Origin of the sequence: Oceanobacillus zhaokaii, from assembly GCF_003352005.1 — a bacterium.
GTDB classification, from domain to species: domain Bacteria; phylum Bacillota; class Bacilli; order Bacillales; family Amphibacillaceae; genus Oceanobacillus; species Oceanobacillus zhaokaii.
The window spans coordinates 2,961,348-2,976,245 of the sequence record NZ_CP024848.1 but is presented as its reverse complement, the minus strand read 5'-3'; the positions used below and the strand labels follow the sequence as shown (position 1 = coordinate 2,976,245).

Here is a 14,898-nt window from a genome sequence, read left to right as displayed (position 1 = left end):
AAGTTCACTCTATTTCTTTAATTTTAGCACAGATTGTATTTAGAAAATAATAATAGCTTGTAAATTTTACTTTTTTAAAAGATTAGAGTCTGATATAATGATTAGGAGTTAGCATCTAGTACTAAAAATGTGAGGGTGATATTGTTGAATAGAGAAGATTTAATTGCACCGGAAAATTATAATATTGTAATGGAATTCGAAAAGTATGCAAAAGATCCTGAACGTAAAGCGGTAATTTGGGAAGATGACCATGGCAACAGAAGAGAAATTACATATGAAAAGTTAATTAAAAATGCGAATAAAATAGGGAATATATTTTTAGAAAAAGGACTTAAAAAAGGGGACAGGTTACTAGTAATGATGCCCCGTCTCATTGAAACATATGAGGTATATATTGCTGCATTGAAAACAGGAATTATCATTATTCCTAGTTCGGAAATGTTTCGTACAAAGGATTTACAATATAGAATCACGCATGGTGAAGTGAATGGTGTTGTAAGCTTCTCGCCGTTCACAGAAGAATTTACAGGAATCGATCAATTTACAGAACTTGTGAAATTTACAGTTGGCGATGAGAAAGCTGAGTGGAATAGCTTAGATACACTTAAAGAATCGGCATCAGATGAATTAGAAATTGTTGCAACTTCAAGTGATGATCTAGCGTTCTTACCCTATACATCTGGTACTACGAGCAACCCTAAAGCAGTAATGCATACACATGCATGGGGTTTTGCTCACATGAGTTCTGCACCAGCATACTGGTTAGCGATCAAAGATGGTGATACGGTCTGGGCAACAGCTGCACCAGGATGGCAAAAATGGGTTTGGAGTCCATTTTTATCTGTATTAGGATCAGGTGCTACAGGGTTTGTTTACAGTGGTAAATTCGAAGCGAAAAAATATCTTTCCTTATTAGAAAAGAATCAGATTAATGTTTTCTGCTGTACACCAACAGAATATCGACTAATGGCGAAGCTTGATAATCTAGAGGACTATGATTTATCAGCATTGCATAGTGCAGTTTCAGCTGGTGAACCATTAAATCGTGAGGTAATCGATCAATTCGAAAAATACTTTAACGTGACAGTGCGTGATGGATATGGACAAACGGAAAACACATTGCTTCTAGGATTTTTGAAGGGCATGAAAGTAAAGGCTGGTTCAATGGGTAAACCAACACCAGGAAATGATGTACGATTAATTGATGAAGATGGAAATCCTGTTGGCGTCGGTGTTGTGGGAGATATTGCTATTCCACTCGATACTCCAGCATTGTTTAAAGGTTACTATCGTGACGAGGAACGCACGAAGAAATCACATCGTGGGAACTTCTATATTACAGGAGACCAAGCATCATTAGACGAAGAAGGTTATTTCTGGTTTGAAGGTAGAAATGATGATATTATCATTAGCTCAGGCTATACAATTGGACCATTCGAAGTGGAGGATGCATTAGTGAAGCATCCAGCTGTCAAAGAATGTGCAGTTGTAGCAAGTCCAGACGAAATACGTGGGAATGTCGTCAAAGCATTCATTGTTTTACAAGATAGTGTAAAGGATGCAGGAGCTGAATTAATTAAAGAACTGCAAAATCATACGAAACAATTAACAGCACCATATAAATATCCAAGAAAGATTGAATTCATTGATGAATTACCTAAGACATCTTCAGGGAAAATTCGTCGCGTTGAATTGAGACAACGTGAAAAAGATAATTTGAAATAGCAAAAGCTTAAAGCTAGTTTAGCGACGTACTCCAAGGCCTTTAGCCGTAGGAGATAATCGAAACATGCCTGAACTTAAGGGGTATGCCGACGTTAGCGAAGCCTGCTTTTAGTCAGCCTTCCTTGTGTACCAGAATCGATGTTGACTTTCACCACAAGGGTATAAGTGCGACTAAGCCTCATGTGTAACCAATCGGCAAGTCTTCTTTATGGTGTCATGAGGTGAGGGAAGTCTCGCTAGGAGCACGGGCGCTGGAGCTGAACGTGGCTGTTCCGGTATAAGAAATAGTTCAACTAAATTTTTTACTTTCATATCTAATAATAAAACTTCCATCAATAGAGGATAACTCTAGCTGATGGAAGTTTTTTGGCTCATTCTGACTTTTTACATAGGAAAGGCGCTTGGGGCTGCTCCTTCATTTTAGCTGGTAAAGCATGAATTGATTCGATTAGCAGATTTAGCTTTCCTTCTATGCGGTGTAGGAGATAGAATGTTACCACAATCGGAAAGCCAACCTCTGTAACGAACGATATCCATGATTCCATAGTATAACCTCCAATCTTGCTTGAAAGATGTGTTAATAGGGAGTTGGGGTTTTATCACAATTCCTAGTGCTAAAGTGGTAAATATGGGTACGCCAATTCTAACATCCTAGGCAATCATTCTTTAGTTAAGAAAGTATAAAACATTCTTACTACATAAGTGCAACTAAGGCAGTCAGCGAAAGGCTTGGTTAAACCTTAGTTTTCTAAAAAACATGACCAGTGGGTTCCGACTGGTCATGTTCCATTGATGATTATAATTCGATTTCTTCGACGTTATGTTCAACTAAGTGAGCACTCTTTTTAGAGACAAGATCGCCGCCGGAAGAAGTGAATGCGTTTTGTGTTATGATCTCATCCATTACTGCATTGATTGCTGCAGGATTTACTGGTTCAATTGGTTTTTCGATGGAATACGTAACAATTTTCCCATCATTATTTACAAATTTAAGCTCTAATGTTTTCAACTATTTCTCCTCCTTTCATCGATTAATAGTTGCTGGAAAAAACAATATTCTAGGATTCTTGCGCTTACTCACCTCGAATATCTGATTCATCTCTACGCTTGATTTCGTAAAGCGGACGTTGTTGCAATGCTGCAATTGCTGTTGCAATCGTATAGAGCTGATCTGATGTTGCTTCGGTTTTTACATTATTGAAGCTTTTGGCTTTATAAATCGTCTTACCAGTTTCTAAATCATTGCCATCGTTTAACACCAACTGCAACGTTGTTTTTGTTATATCTGCTACTGCCATGTTTCTCACCTCCTTTCATAACTACAATCGAATGGAGTTAGAAAAAGGGGGTGTAATTTTAAAAAAATATTTTCCTACTATTCTAGTTAGTGTGGATTACTCAATTTGTATCTTACGTGATTATTGAAAAACAGTATTATTGTCTACATTTAAAAATGAAAAGTGATAAAATAAAGAAAAAAGGGGCGATTGCGATGAAAATTATTGACACACATTGTGATGCATTACTGAAGTTACAGTTGGCGAAAAGAGGGCAATATTTGGGTGGAGAGTATCTGGATTTTAGAAATTCTCCTAAATTAGATACAAGCCTAGAGCGTTTAAAACAGGGAAATGTGCAAGCACAATTTTTCGCAATTTTCATCGAACCGGATATCCCATCTGATGAGAAATGGCAGCATGCGCTAGAACAAATTGATTTATTTTATACTGAAATAGTTGGGAAAAATCCAGAAGTAAAACATATTCAAGAATGGGAAGACTTTGACACACTACACGACGGAGAAATCGGTGCTGTCTTAGCCTTAGAAGGTGCAGATGCATTCGGAAATGACCTCGTTAAATTACGTCATCTATACCGAGCGGGAATTAAATATATGGGAATGACATGGAATAATGCGAATCTATGTGCTGATGGAGCGGGTGAACCACGTGGTGGAGGATTGACATTACTAGGTAAAGAAGTCGTGAAGCTAAACAATGAAAACCGTGTATTCACAGATGTATCCCATTCCACGATTCAAGGTTTTTGGGATATTCTGGAGAATGCAGATTACCCAATGGCGAGCCATGCAAATGCTAGGGCAATTTGTGATCACCCACGGAATTTATATAATGAACAGATCGAAGCGATGTTTGCGAAGAAAGGTCTCATCCACGTTGTGTACAATCCACCATTCATTAATAAAAATAGTGGTAAGGCAACAATAAGCGATTTGATTCAACATATCGACCATCTTTGCTCGCTAGGGGGAGAAAAGCAAATCGGTTTTGGTTCCGATTTTGATGGGATTAGCAGCTTTGTCAGTCAATTGGAAAATGCTTCGCAGTATCCTAACTTAATAAACGAGCTGCTTAAACATTATAGTGAGGATCAGGTGAGAGGGTTTGCCTATCGTAATTTCTTGGAACACCGTCCAAAGTAGAGCATTTCAGATTTGAGAAACGAGGGATCTATATCCCTCGTTTTTTTACGTATATACTCAATCATCTCGGCAAATCCTCTGCATACTGCTTCCTAAGACCACTAAGCAGCTCCAATCGCTGTAAATTTGCATTTTTATTTTTCATTCCAATAGTGATAATCAAATTTTCAATTAGAAAAGTTGGGGCAACCATCGAATGGAATTCCCACATTTCTCCTCGACTTGCAAACAAAACGATGTCAGCAAAATTTGCAAAATTAGAGACAAGCTGATCGGTAATAATAATTGTTTGGAACCCAACCCGTTTAGCGTGCTCTAAAATAACCTTCGCTTCTGGGAGGATACGGACAAATGCGAAGAGAACGACGACATCATCCTTTGTTATATGTAACAGATCCTCGAAAATTTCACTTCCACCTTATTGAAAGGATTGGAGTCTTAACCCGAATCGAGATAATCGATAGGTCATTAATGCTCCTAGCCCCTCTGATGGACCGGGACTATGGATTAAATTTTGCTTTGCTTTCGTTAACATTTCTACTGCTTCATTAAATATACTTTGAGAAAAATGCTCAATCGTTTTTTGCAGATGATTGATTGATACATATAAGTAATTAAAATTGCCTCGTTATGAATAAACCATGGTGCAAATCCAAAGAACAAATACCATATAAACAGCGTCCTGGGATCAAGCTTTGCCAAAAAAACGTTTAGTCATTCCCATAGGCTGTATTCAGCAGCTCGATTTACACCTGTTCGACAGAGAGTTTATCAAATAATTTTTGTCTGTATTCCAAGATGATCCCTCCGAATTGCTCCTTTATAGAAGTAACAAAATCATCGACTGTATAGGAAACAGGTGACATATTCAGTTCCCTGCTCAATTCCATAATTTGTGGCGGATTCAGTCCCGCCGAATTCAATAATTCCCGGTTATTAAAAACGGATTCCCTTGTGCCATCATGAAGCACCTTACCATTCTTTAACACAATGATTCAGTTTGCCCATTCTGCTACAAGCTGCATATCGTGTGTCGCCAACAATACTGCCTCTAGTTGAGGCTTTGTAAACAAAAGGCAGTTTCTATGCATTTAATCATCCTAAGGTTAAGAAGATTAAGCTAGCACATCTTGCTTTTCGTCCGCGTGATTATTGGTTCCTCGTAAAGACCTTTATGCATACGGTAAAGATGCATATTTTCAGAAGTTAAAAAGCTTCGCAAATGAGCTTGGACTGCCAATTGTGGCAGGAAGTGATACCCATCAATTTTTACAATATAGCAGTGTTTACAATGACTTTGCGGTGGACTGCCAGACAGTAGAAGAGCTCAAGTCAAGTATTAATAATGGCGAATATAAGCTTGAGGTATCGCCAAGCCTTGATATCAAAGTAAAGTCGGCGACACTAGTGAAGAAATTGCTGAAGAAAATGCTGAACAAGAATGGTATGCATGAGATTAATGCGTAGTAGTACACGAGAGGGAATCTTTATCACACTAACAATGAACCGGATAAAAGGTTATCTACTTTTTATCCGGTTTTTCTAAATCTTTTATTTTGCTACTAATGTATTTACTAGTTTTGCAGGATGATGTTCTGGCAAATAATCTCCTTTGCCATAAAGATTATCTCGAAGTGTTGTTCCTTCGTATTCTGTTGGAACAAGTCCTCTTTCCTGAAGAACAGGCACAACGTACTCTACGAAATCCTCGAAGGTTCCTGGTGTAATCGCATAGGCAATGTTAAAACCGTCCACACCAGCTTCATCTACCCATTTCTCCATTTCATCGGCAATTTGCTCTGGTGTACCGGCAACAGCTGTACCCATGCCGCCAACTCCAATTGCATTGATGACGTCTTCAACGGTTGAAGGACGATCAGCATGAATCTTCGTGAAGTTTTCCAGTGCAGAACGAATCGCATCATTTTCGATATATTGAATTTCTTGGTCCTTCGTATAACTAGATAAATCAATTCCAGTCCAACCGCCAAACAATGCAAGTGCACCTTCTGCACTAATGTAACTACGATATTCCTTGAGTTTTGCTTTTGCTTCTTCTTCTGTTTTGCCAACGATTGGGATTATCATGTTAAGGATTTTTACTTCCTCTTCCGCTCGACCAGTAGCTGCAATCTCTTTTCTTAGCTTCGTTACCGTTTCTTTTGCTACTGCTTTATTCGGTGCACTGATGAATACTAATTCAGCATTTCTTGCTGCAAATGCACGACCTTTTGTCGATGCCCCTGCTTGATAAAGGACTGGTGTACGTTGTGGTGAAGGCTCACTTAAATGTGCTCCAGGAACTTTATAGTATTTTCCTTCATGGTTAATATTATGAACCTTGCTAGGATCTGTATAGATGCCATTTACTTTATCTGCTTTTACTGCATCATCCTCCCAGCTTGCTTCCCAAAGTTTATAGCATACATCTAAATACTCCGCAGCAATATCGTAACGCTCATCATGTTTGATCTGATCCTCGAGCCCCATATTAATTGCAGCGCTCTTCAGATAGGAAGTAACGATGTTCCAGCCGACACGTCCGTTAGTTAAATGATCGAGGGTGCTCATTTTACGGGCGAAGGTATATGGATGTTCATGTGTTACTGACGATGTTACTCCAAAACCAAGATGCTTCGTTACTGCTGACATCAATGGCACGATTAAAAACGGATCATTAACAGGAGATTGCACCCCATTTCGTACTGCAGCATCTCTTGAACCACCGTATACATCATAGGTTCCTAATACATCAGCGATAAAAATAGCGTCAAATCTTCCTTTTTCCAATGTTTTTGCAAGGTTAATCCAATACTCGCTGTCTTTATAACGATGTGACTCATCATCTGGGTGCTGCCATAGTCCAGGAGATTGATGTCCAGGTGTGTTCATATCAAAGGCATTTAAGTAAATTCGTTTTTTCGTCATAGCTTTTTCCTCCTGTACATTTTTAATAGCTTACGGAAAAGGTTAATGCTGGATTATTTACCAATTGAATAAAATAATCGAGTTGTTTTTGCGTTCGTTGTAAAATACTTTCATCTATAATTGGTCTTGAATTATGCTTGTCGATTTGTCCATCAAGTAAATAAAGTCCTTTTAAATTATGTGCCTTAAGCGTTGAAAGTACTGGTTTAAGTGAGTATTCCAATGCTAATAAATGAGACGGGCTTCCGCCAGTCATAAGTGGAAGGACAGGCTTATGCTTGAGTACATCCTGTGGCAGGATATCGATTAATGCCTTCAATACCCCTGAGTAGGCCCCTTTATAAACTGGAGATCCTACAATTACTCCTTTAGCATCCAAGATAGTTGCAGCGATCTTTTTAACCGCTGGACTATTAAAGTTTCCTGTGAACAAGTCCTCGTGGGGGACATCTTTAACCGAAATGTGGGTTACAGTAAAATGTGCTTCTTCAAGCAACGTACCTAGATATTTTAGCACCTGTTCTGATCTGGAAAGCTCGGACGGACTTCCCGAAATAATTACAATTTCACTCATAAACTTTCTCCTCTCAAATTATCATTCTGCTATTTATGAATCATCGGTTTTCTAAAAATAAAAAATCCTCTTTTCTTTAATGATAAGAAAAGAGGATTGGATTGACATCTGTCGGCTCTTATCTTTCAAGAAAGAATCTCGCTGGAATTAGCACCTTTCTGATTTAATCAGAGGTTGCTGAAGCTTCATAGGGCCAGACCCCTCTGCTTCTCTTGATAAGAATATTTAATTGTTTGTTATATTCTAATATATTAATTCCGATAAGTCAACTGTGCTTAGTTTAAATTAATTGTTTGACATTTCCTAAACTTTGTATTATTATTCATATCAACAATTCAATACTTTCTATTAATTACTTATCATGAGAGGTGGAGGGAAATGGCCCATTGATGCCTCGGCAACAGGTTCTAATTATTTTAGAATACTGTGCCAATTCCATCAAGCGTGCAGCTTGGAAGATAAGGAGAGGGAATAGGTTTACACTCTTTCTGAATCTTAGGAAAGGGTTTTTTTATTTTTTATTATTCATAGAACAGGGGATGTCTTTAATGAAATACGGATTTTGGTTACCTATTTTTGGCGGATGGCTTAGAAATGTAGAAGATGAGAAGATGCCACCAACTTTTGATTATGCAAAGAAAGTAATTCAATCTGCTGAGGATTGGGGTTATGATACAACGTTAATCGCAGAATTATATTTAAATGATATAAAAGGAACAGAAGCAGATTCAATTGAAGCCTGGTCAACAGCTGCGGCACTTGCAGCAGTAACGAATAAAATAGAAATTATGACTGCAGTGCGCCCGGTGTATCATAATCCTGCTGTTACAGCAAAAATGGCTGCGAATATCGATCATATCAGTAATGGTCGTTTTACATTAAATGTTGTATCAGGCTGGTGGGCTGAAGAAGCAAAGCAATATGGCGGAGCGTTCACAGAACATGATGAGCGGTACGAACGTACAGAAGAATTTCTAGAAATATTAAAAGGCTTGTGGACAGAAGAAACCTTCTCATATGATGGGAAGTTCTATCAAATAGAGAATACGAAGCTATCACCGAAGCCAGTGCAACGGCCGAATCCAATCTTATATGCTGGCGGTGAAAGTGAAAAAGGAAAACAAGTTATTACCTCACATTGCGATGCATATGTACTTCATGGGCATACCGTTGAAGAAGCGGAAGTGAAAATTGCGGATATGAAGGAACGCAGAAAAGCAGCGGGACGTGAACCATTGCAATCGATTGGGATGGCGGCTTACGTTGTTTGCCGTGATACAGAGGAAGAAGCGTTAGAAGAAGTAAAACGAATTACGACAGTTGGTGACTTAAGTGGATATGCTGGATTTAAAGATTTCACCTCGATGTCAGAGCTTGAACAACAAGTCAAACTACAGGATTATTCAGTATCCAACCGAGGACTTCGCCCAAATCTAGTCGGTACACCAGAACAAATTGCTAAACAAATCATAGAATTTGAGAAAGTTGGAGTCGACTTACTCTTATTACAATGCTCGCCGCAACTAGAGGAATTAGAGCGCTTCTCCAAACAAGTAATGCCAAAAGTTGAAGAATTAAGAGCTGAATTAACGAATATATAAGTAAGGCTTAAATCAGTTAGTCTCTATTTATATTAAGTGTGAACTAGGTGTAATCTTGATTGCATCTCCTTCAGTAAGGGATCCCATCCTCGTTAGAAAATGGTTCTTCATTTCGAGGAGTTTCCTGGCCGTAGTGAAGGTTTAGTGAAGTAAACGCGCCATCCTACTGGAGAAAATACACGGAGTGCGGGAAGAAGAGCCTAGGTGAGACTTCGAAGTGCGCTAGCACAAGAAGGCTCGCCAGCTCCCCTAAGGTGCGCGAAGTGTATTTTCGGAGCAACTGGCCTGTGAGCATCTATCACCCTAACGTCGCACTTTTCATCAACTGCTAATCACATCTATTGCTAGATTAGCAAAATTACTTTTGATAATAATCAAAATTACAAAGGAGCAGAATTATAGATGAGCAAAATATATGTAATCCACGAAAATAATGAGTGGACCGATCATTTAACTAAAAGATTGGAAGAGTTAGAGCTTCCATATGAGGATTGGTTGCTTGATGGTGGAACTGTTGACCTTAATAGTGCGCCCCCTGAAGGAATTTTTTATAGTAGAATGAGTGCTTCCTCACATACACGTGGTAACCGTTTTTCACCAGAATTGACAAATGCAGTGCTTGCATGGCTGGAGCACCACGGCAGGACGGTAGTTAATGGTTCACGTGCATTGCAATTAGAGGTAAGTAAAGTACTGCAATATTTAGAACTTGAAAAATATGGGATTAAAACACCGAGAACAATCGCAGCGGTCGGCAAAGAAAATATTTTAAAGGCAGCGGAATCCTTTGATGGCAAGAAGTTTATTACGAAGCATAATCGTGCTGGTAAGGGACTCGGGGTACAGCTCTTCACATCGGTTGACGCATTGCGCGCGTATGTAGAAGGTCCCAGCTTTGAAGAGCCTGTTGATGGCGTGACATTGCTTCAAGACTACATTGAATCACCAGAATCATATATTACACGCTGTGAGTTTGTTGGTGGAAAATTTGTATACGCCGTTCGTGTGGATACTTCTGAAGGATTTGAATTATGCCCTGCAGACGCATGTGCAATCGATGATTTATTCTGCCCTGTTGGTGAAGAAAGCTCGAAACCAGCGAAGTTCCAAATCCGCGAAGGCTTCGATCACCCTATTTTAGAAAAATATGAACGTGTTCTTGCTGCAAATGATATCAAAATTGCCGGTATCGAATTTATCGAGGATAAAGATGGAAATATTTATACGTATGATATCAATACAAATACAAATTACAATAGTGATGCAGAAGCAGCAAGTGGTAAATTTGGTATGTTAGAAGTTGCAAAATATTTAGGGAAAGAACTTGAAAAAGTAAATCCACCTGTTGGGGTTTAAGATTTTTTAGCAGTTATAAAAAAATCCTTAACTGCTAAAGTGCAACTAAGGGTTTCGCCGAAAGGGTCGGTTAAACCTTAGTTTTTTAATAACATATATAGAGGTGACCTTCCTCCGAATTAGGAGGGGGTTACTTCTGTATGAATAAAACCAAGTTAATAGATAGACTATATATGAAATAATCGACAGGCTAAATTCCCGTATTCGAAGGAGAGAAGTAATTATGACCAATGAGCAGCATAGTGAAGGTTTTAATTTTAATACAATTGCCCAGCACGGTGGGCAGGAAATAGATGAGGTAACTCGTTCTCGTGCCGTACCGATTTATCAAACGACCTCTTATGGATTCAATAGTACAGAGCATGCTGCATCACTATTCCAGATGCAAGAGGAAGGCTATATTTATTCTAGAAATGCGAATCCGACGAATCGTGTATTTGAAAAACGATTGGCCGAGTTAGAGGGTGGTGCCGATGCGTTTGCTGTTTCCTCTGGACAATCAGCCATTACGATTGCATTACTAACACTTGCAAAAGTTGGCGATGAAATTATTGCAACGAACGCATTATATGGTGGAACGTACACATTATTAGCAGACACGTTTAAACGGTTTGGTGTCACGGTTCGTTTTGTCGATGGAAGGAATTTTACCGAGATTGCAAATGCGATTACAGATAAGACCAAAGCAATTTATACGGAAACAATCGGCAATCCTGGTTTGCAAATTGCTGATATTAAAGCGCTTAGCAAGCTTGCTCATGCACATGATTTGCCACTCGTTGTCGATTCTACCTTCACTACACCATATCTTCAGAAGCCAATCTCATTTGGTGCTGATATTGTCGTACACTCCACAACGAAATTCATTGGCGGACATGGTACATCAATTGGTGGAATTATTGTTGAGGCAGGGAATTTTGCTTGGGATAATGGGAGATTCCCAGAATTTACGGAACCGGTTGCAGCTTTAAATAATCAATCCTATGTTGAATTATCGGCTGCAAGTGCATTTATTGCGAAAGCGAGATTTGACCTTGGGCAGAATCTAGGCACTGCTTTATCTCCTTTCAATGGCTGGCTATTTATTCAAGGGCTTGAATCGTTACCACTGCGAATGAAGCAGCATGTGGCAAATGCCAAAGAAGTCGCAAGCTTTTTAGCGGAGCATGAGCAGGTCACATGGGTGAATTATCCATCTTTAAAGGACGATCCTCAGTATGAACTTGCAAAAACCTACTTACCAAAAGGTGTAGGATCCATCTTTACATTTGGTATTAAAGGTGGTCTCGAAGCTGCGAAGAAATTTATTGCTTCTGTAAAATTATTCTCTCATGTAGCAAATGTTGGCGATTCAAAATCACTTGTTATTCATCCAGCAAGTACGACACATGCACGTTTGTCAGAGGAAGAACAACGACTTACTGGTGTAACGCCAGAACAAATCAGAATATCGATCGGCCTGGAGGATATTGAGGATATTAAAGCAGATATTAATCAGGCACTAATTGCAAGTAAACAGGAGAATGTGTTTTAAGAAAGAAAAGTAAATAAATGGGGAGTGTAAGCATGAAGCTTAGGAGACAGTTCAAGCAAAAAGGTTTGGCAATCGGGGTTTTTTCAATCATATTATTGTTCATTGCTGGTTGTTCTTCGAGCGCCAGTACAGAAGGAGCACCAGATAAAATTCGAATGGATTATGCGTATTACTCACCAACTAGCCTAGTATTAAAGCAAAAGGGCTGGCTGGAAGAGGAATTTAAAGAAGAAGGAATTGAAATTGAATGGGTGCTAAGTCAGGGCAGTAATAAGGCACTCGAGTTTTTAAATAGTAATAGTGTTGACTTCGGTTCATCTGCTGGGGCAGCGGCATTGATATCGAAGGCGAACGGGGCGCCGATTAAAAATGTTTATATTTATTCCAAGCCTGAGTGGACTGCGCTTGTAACGATGCCTGAGTCTGGAATCAGTTCTGTGAAGGATTTAGCAGGTAAAAAAGTTGCTGCAACACTAGGTACAGATCCATATATCTTTTTACTGCGCGCACTGAATGAGGAAGGAATCCCAGCTGAAGACGTTGAAATCATCAATATGCAGCATGGAGATGGTGCAAATGCATTAACGAAAGGATCTGTCGATGCATGGGCAGGACTTGATCCAAATATGGCACGCGTAGAGTTAGAGGCAGATGCATCTCTATTTTATCGTAATGTTGATTTTAATACGTATGGATTCCTTAATGTCAGAGAAGATTTCGCAAAGAGCCATCCAGAATATGTTAATCGTGTCATTGCAGCATATGAAAAAGCGAGAGAATGGACGATAGAGAATCCGCAAGAAGCTGCGGAAATACTAGCAGACGAAGCAAGTATTTCAATTGAAGTTGCTCAATTAACATTGGAACGAAATGATTTTTCAGTAGCGATTCCAGCGGATGTGCATCATGATGCATTAATCGAAGCTGGTAAGGTTTTACAGGCGGGAGAAGTAATTGATGCAAATGTTGATATTGAAGAGATTACGAGTGATTTAATTGAGCCGTCATTTGCGAAAGAAACAATGGGGGATGAATAAATAAAAGTGAAAGGTGAGAAATGGAATGGAAAAAATGGAAGCTGAAGTCTCGACCGTCCTATCGAAGAAGCATGCATCGAAAAGAAAAGATCAACAATTAAAACGAAGTAAGAATGTGGAGCATATCGTCTTAGGAAGCATCATTCCAATTATTCTCCTAATCATTTGGGAGATACTTAGTAGGTTAGAGGTGTTCCCTGCATACATGCTTCCTGCGCCATCTGTCGTATTAGGAACCATCGTTGGTCTTGGACAGGATGGTTCGTTATGGGGGCATATTGGAATTACAACTTACCGTGTACTAGCAGGATTTGTGCTTGGAACAGCTGTGGCGGTAGTTCTTGGCTCGTTTGTTGGTTTTTATCAAAAGGCGGAACAGTTATTTGATCCGATGATTCAGGCATTTCGTTCCATTCCCTCCCTTGCATGGGTACCATTATTTATACTTTGGATGGGAATTGGCGAGCCGTCAAAAATTACGATGATTGCGGTTGGTGTCTTTTTTCCGGTTTATTTGAATATGATTAGTGGAATTCTTGGTGTTGACCGGAAACTGATAGAAGTTGGAAAAATTAATAAACTTAACTCCTTCCAGCTCGTAACGAGAATTATTTTACCTGCATCGCTACCTTCATTTCTTACCGGCTTGCGAAGCGGCCTTGGTTTAGGCTGGATGTTCGTTGTTGCTGCAGAATTAATGGGGGCAAGTCAAGGTCTTGGTTATTTATTAGTACTTGGTCAAAATACTTTATCACCGGAAACAATCTTAGCGAGTATTATCTTATTCGCAGTGATTGGAAAATTAACGGATTGGATATTAAAAATTATAGAAGCACGAGCATTACATTGGCAGGATCGACTCGTAAAATCGTAAAGGAGGCATGTATGATGAGCCTGGAATTAAGAAGTGTAGGACGGACATTTGCAGGAAAACAAGCAGTAAGAGATGTTTCCTTTTCCGCTAAACAAGGGGAGATCATTGGACTATTAGGCACGAGCGGTTGTGGAAAAAGCACAATACTTCGAGCAATCTCTGGACTTGATTCCGAGTATGATGGAGAAATAGCTGTAAATGGTGAAATCACAAGAGACATTCAAGACGAAATTGGCTTCATCTTCCAAGAACCTCGATTATTTCCTTGGCTGACAGTGCTTGATAATGTTATTTTTGGACTGAAGGGGACCAAGGACGAGAAAGAAAAACTAGGGAAAAAGTATTTAGAAAATGTCGGCTTGGCTGATAGTGCGAAGCTTTATCCAAAACAATTATCTGGGGGAATGGCCCAAAGAGTAGCAATTGCTCGAGCGCTAGTTACATCACCAGAAATATTATTGCTCGATGAACCATTCAGTGCCCTGGATGCCTTTACAAAAATGCAGCTCCAGGATTTGCTGCTTGATATCTGGAAAACATATAAATCAACGATCGTCATTGTCACACATGACATCGATGAAGCGACTTATTTATGCGACCGTATTATAATTTTACGCGGACAGCCTGGCGAAATCGATAAGGAGATAGGGATTAACGAACAGCGACCACGAGCGAGAGGAAGTCAGCTTTTAGCAGATGTAAAAACAGAAATATTGGAAAGTCTAGATTTGAATCGAACCGGAGCACTATTGAAATAGGCTGTCACCGAAAGACTTGGTGACAGCCTATTTTTTTAAGAACGGAGAAGACCACTTGAAAATTATAC

16 protein-coding genes and 2 riboswitches are annotated in these 14,898 nt (G+C 39.3%); of the genes, 9 read left to right on the top strand and 7 right to left on the bottom strand.

Annotation, left to right across the window (positions count from 1 at the left end; all coding sequences use genetic code 11):
* The first annotated feature begins 144 nt into the window (after positions 1-144).
* Positions 145-1,725 (top strand): acyl-CoA synthetase MbcS, encoded by a 1,581-nt coding sequence (gene mbcS / locus CUC15_RS15050; protein ID WP_114917448.1) that lies wholly within the window; start codon positions 145-147, stop codon positions 1,723-1,725.
* A 371-nt stretch (positions 1,726-2,096) separates the two neighbouring features.
* Here the strand turns inward: mbcS and CUC15_RS15045 are convergent, their stop codons facing one another.
* The 3 genes from CUC15_RS15045 to CUC15_RS15035 all read right to left on the bottom strand — a co-directional run bounded on the left by CUC15_RS15045 (position 2,097) and on the right by CUC15_RS15035 (position 3,023).
* Positions 2,097-2,270 (bottom strand): YvrJ family protein, encoded by a 174-nt coding sequence (locus CUC15_RS15045; protein ID WP_114917447.1) that lies wholly within the window; start codon positions 2,268-2,270, stop codon positions 2,097-2,099.
* Positions 2,271-2,521: 251 nt separating this feature from the next.
* On the bottom strand, positions 2,522-2,734 hold the full coding sequence (locus tag CUC15_RS15040; RefSeq protein WP_114917446.1) for a DUF2922 domain-containing protein: 213 nt from the start codon (positions 2,732-2,734) through the stop codon (positions 2,522-2,524).
* Between the two features lie 64 nt (positions 2,735-2,798).
* Positions 2,799-3,023 (bottom strand): DUF1659 domain-containing protein, encoded by a 225-nt coding sequence (locus tag CUC15_RS15035; RefSeq protein WP_114917445.1) that lies wholly within the window; start codon positions 3,021-3,023, stop codon positions 2,799-2,801.
* Between the two features lie 194 nt (positions 3,024-3,217).
* On the opposite strand from CUC15_RS15035, the gene CUC15_RS15030 reads away from it, so the two are divergent.
* Positions 3,218-4,168, top strand: coding sequence for a dipeptidase (locus CUC15_RS15030; RefSeq protein WP_114917444.1), 951 nt, complete (start codon positions 3,218-3,220; stop codon positions 4,166-4,168).
* 61 nt (positions 4,169-4,229) lie between these two features.
* On the opposite strand, the gene CUC15_RS20675 is transcribed toward CUC15_RS15030, so the two are convergent.
* A complete protein-coding gene (locus CUC15_RS20675) occupies positions 4,230-4,574 on the bottom strand; it encodes a MurR/RpiR family transcriptional regulator (protein WP_114917443.1) in 345 nt (114 codons plus the stop codon).
* Between the two features lie 340 nt (positions 4,575-4,914).
* Positions 4,915-5,157: a hypothetical protein gene (locus CUC15_RS20535; RefSeq protein WP_242985875.1), complete on the bottom strand. Its 243-nt coding sequence runs from the start codon at positions 5,155-5,157 to the stop codon at positions 4,915-4,917.
* A gap of 163 nt (positions 5,158-5,320) precedes the next feature.
* Between CUC15_RS20535 and CUC15_RS15015 the strand changes: the two genes are divergently transcribed.
* Positions 5,321-5,635 (top strand): PHP-associated domain-containing protein, encoded by a 315-nt coding sequence (locus tag CUC15_RS15015; RefSeq protein WP_114917442.1) that lies wholly within the window; start codon positions 5,321-5,323, stop codon positions 5,633-5,635.
* A gap of 84 nt (positions 5,636-5,719) precedes the next feature.
* Here CUC15_RS15015 and CUC15_RS15010 read toward each other — a convergent pair whose 3' ends face one another.
* The gene (locus tag CUC15_RS15010; RefSeq protein WP_114917441.1) at positions 5,720-7,096 is read right to left on the bottom strand and encodes an LLM class flavin-dependent oxidoreductase; all 1,377 of its coding nucleotides are present in this window, start codon (positions 7,094-7,096) and stop codon (positions 5,720-5,722) included.
* A gap of 22 nt (positions 7,097-7,118) precedes the next feature.
* A complete protein-coding gene (gene ssuE, locus CUC15_RS15005) occupies positions 7,119-7,670 on the bottom strand; it encodes an NADPH-dependent FMN reductase (protein WP_114917440.1) in 552 nt (183 codons plus the stop codon).
* A 115-nt stretch (positions 7,671-7,785) separates the two neighbouring features.
* A riboswitch (SAM riboswitch) is annotated at positions 7,786-7,892 on the bottom strand.
* Between the two features lie 131 nt (positions 7,893-8,023).
* Positions 8,024-8,135, top strand: a riboswitch (SAM riboswitch).
* A gap of 83 nt (positions 8,136-8,218) precedes the next feature.
* Here ssuE and CUC15_RS15000 point away from each other — a divergent pair.
* The 6 genes from CUC15_RS15000 to CUC15_RS14975 all read left to right on the top strand — a co-directional run bounded on the left by CUC15_RS15000 (position 8,219) and on the right by CUC15_RS14975 (position 14,830).
* Positions 8,219-9,271 (top strand): LLM class flavin-dependent oxidoreductase, encoded by a 1,053-nt coding sequence (locus CUC15_RS15000; RefSeq protein WP_114917439.1) that lies wholly within the window; start codon positions 8,219-8,221, stop codon positions 9,269-9,271.
* A 402-nt stretch (positions 9,272-9,673) separates the two neighbouring features.
* A complete protein-coding gene (locus CUC15_RS14995) occupies positions 9,674-10,627 on the top strand; it encodes an ATP-grasp domain-containing protein (protein ID WP_114917438.1) in 954 nt (317 codons plus the stop codon).
* A gap of 223 nt (positions 10,628-10,850) precedes the next feature.
* On the top strand, positions 10,851-12,161 hold the full coding sequence (locus tag CUC15_RS14990) for an O-acetylhomoserine aminocarboxypropyltransferase/cysteine synthase family protein (RefSeq protein WP_114917437.1): 1,311 nt from the start codon (positions 10,851-10,853) through the stop codon (positions 12,159-12,161).
* A gap of 32 nt (positions 12,162-12,193) precedes the next feature.
* Entirely contained in the window at positions 12,194-13,198 is a 1,005-nt protein-coding gene (locus tag CUC15_RS14985) for an aliphatic sulfonate ABC transporter substrate-binding protein (RefSeq protein ID WP_114917436.1), read from the top strand.
* Between the two features lie 34 nt (positions 13,199-13,232).
* Positions 13,233-14,072, top strand: coding sequence for an ABC transporter permease (locus CUC15_RS14980; protein WP_205317709.1), 840 nt, complete (start codon positions 13,233-13,235; stop codon positions 14,070-14,072).
* 14 nt (positions 14,073-14,086) lie between these two features.
* Complete coding sequence (locus CUC15_RS14975; RefSeq protein WP_114917434.1) at positions 14,087-14,830, top strand: ABC transporter ATP-binding protein; 744 nt, start codon at positions 14,087-14,089, stop codon at positions 14,828-14,830.
* Positions 14,831-14,898 lie beyond the last annotated feature (68 nt).

Coding starts and splice junctions, on each gene's coding strand:
- CUC15_RS15030 (WP_114917444.1), top strand. CDS start 3,218: ATGAAAATTATTGACACACATTGTGATGCATTACTGAAGTTACAGTTG.
- CUC15_RS14980 (WP_205317709.1), top strand. CDS start 13,233: ATGGAAGCTGAAGTCTCGACCGTCCTATCGAAGAAGCATGCATCGAAA.
- CUC15_RS15000 (WP_114917439.1), top strand. CDS start 8,219: ATGAAATACGGATTTTGGTTACCTATTTTTGGCGGATGGCTTAGAAAT.
- CUC15_RS15045 (WP_114917447.1), bottom strand. CDS start 2,270: ATGGAATCATGGATATCGTTCGTTACAGAGGTTGGCTTTCCGATTGTG.
- CUC15_RS14995 (WP_114917438.1), top strand. CDS start 9,674: ATGAGCAAAATATATGTAATCCACGAAAATAATGAGTGGACCGATCAT.
- CUC15_RS15035 (WP_114917445.1), bottom strand. CDS start 3,023: ATGGCAGTAGCAGATATAACAAAAACAACGTTGCAGTTGGTGTTAAAC.
- ssuE (WP_114917440.1), bottom strand. CDS start 7,670: ATGAGTGAAATTGTAATTATTTCGGGAAGTCCGTCCGAGCTTTCCAGA.
- CUC15_RS14990 (WP_114917437.1), top strand. CDS start 10,851: ATGACCAATGAGCAGCATAGTGAAGGTTTTAATTTTAATACAATTGCC.
- CUC15_RS14975 (WP_114917434.1), top strand. CDS start 14,087: ATGAGCCTGGAATTAAGAAGTGTAGGACGGACATTTGCAGGAAAACAA.
- CUC15_RS15010 (WP_114917441.1), bottom strand. CDS start 7,096: ATGACGAAAAAACGAATTTACTTAAATGCCTTTGATATGAACACACCT.
- CUC15_RS14985 (WP_114917436.1), top strand. CDS start 12,194: ATGAAGCTTAGGAGACAGTTCAAGCAAAAAGGTTTGGCAATCGGGGTT.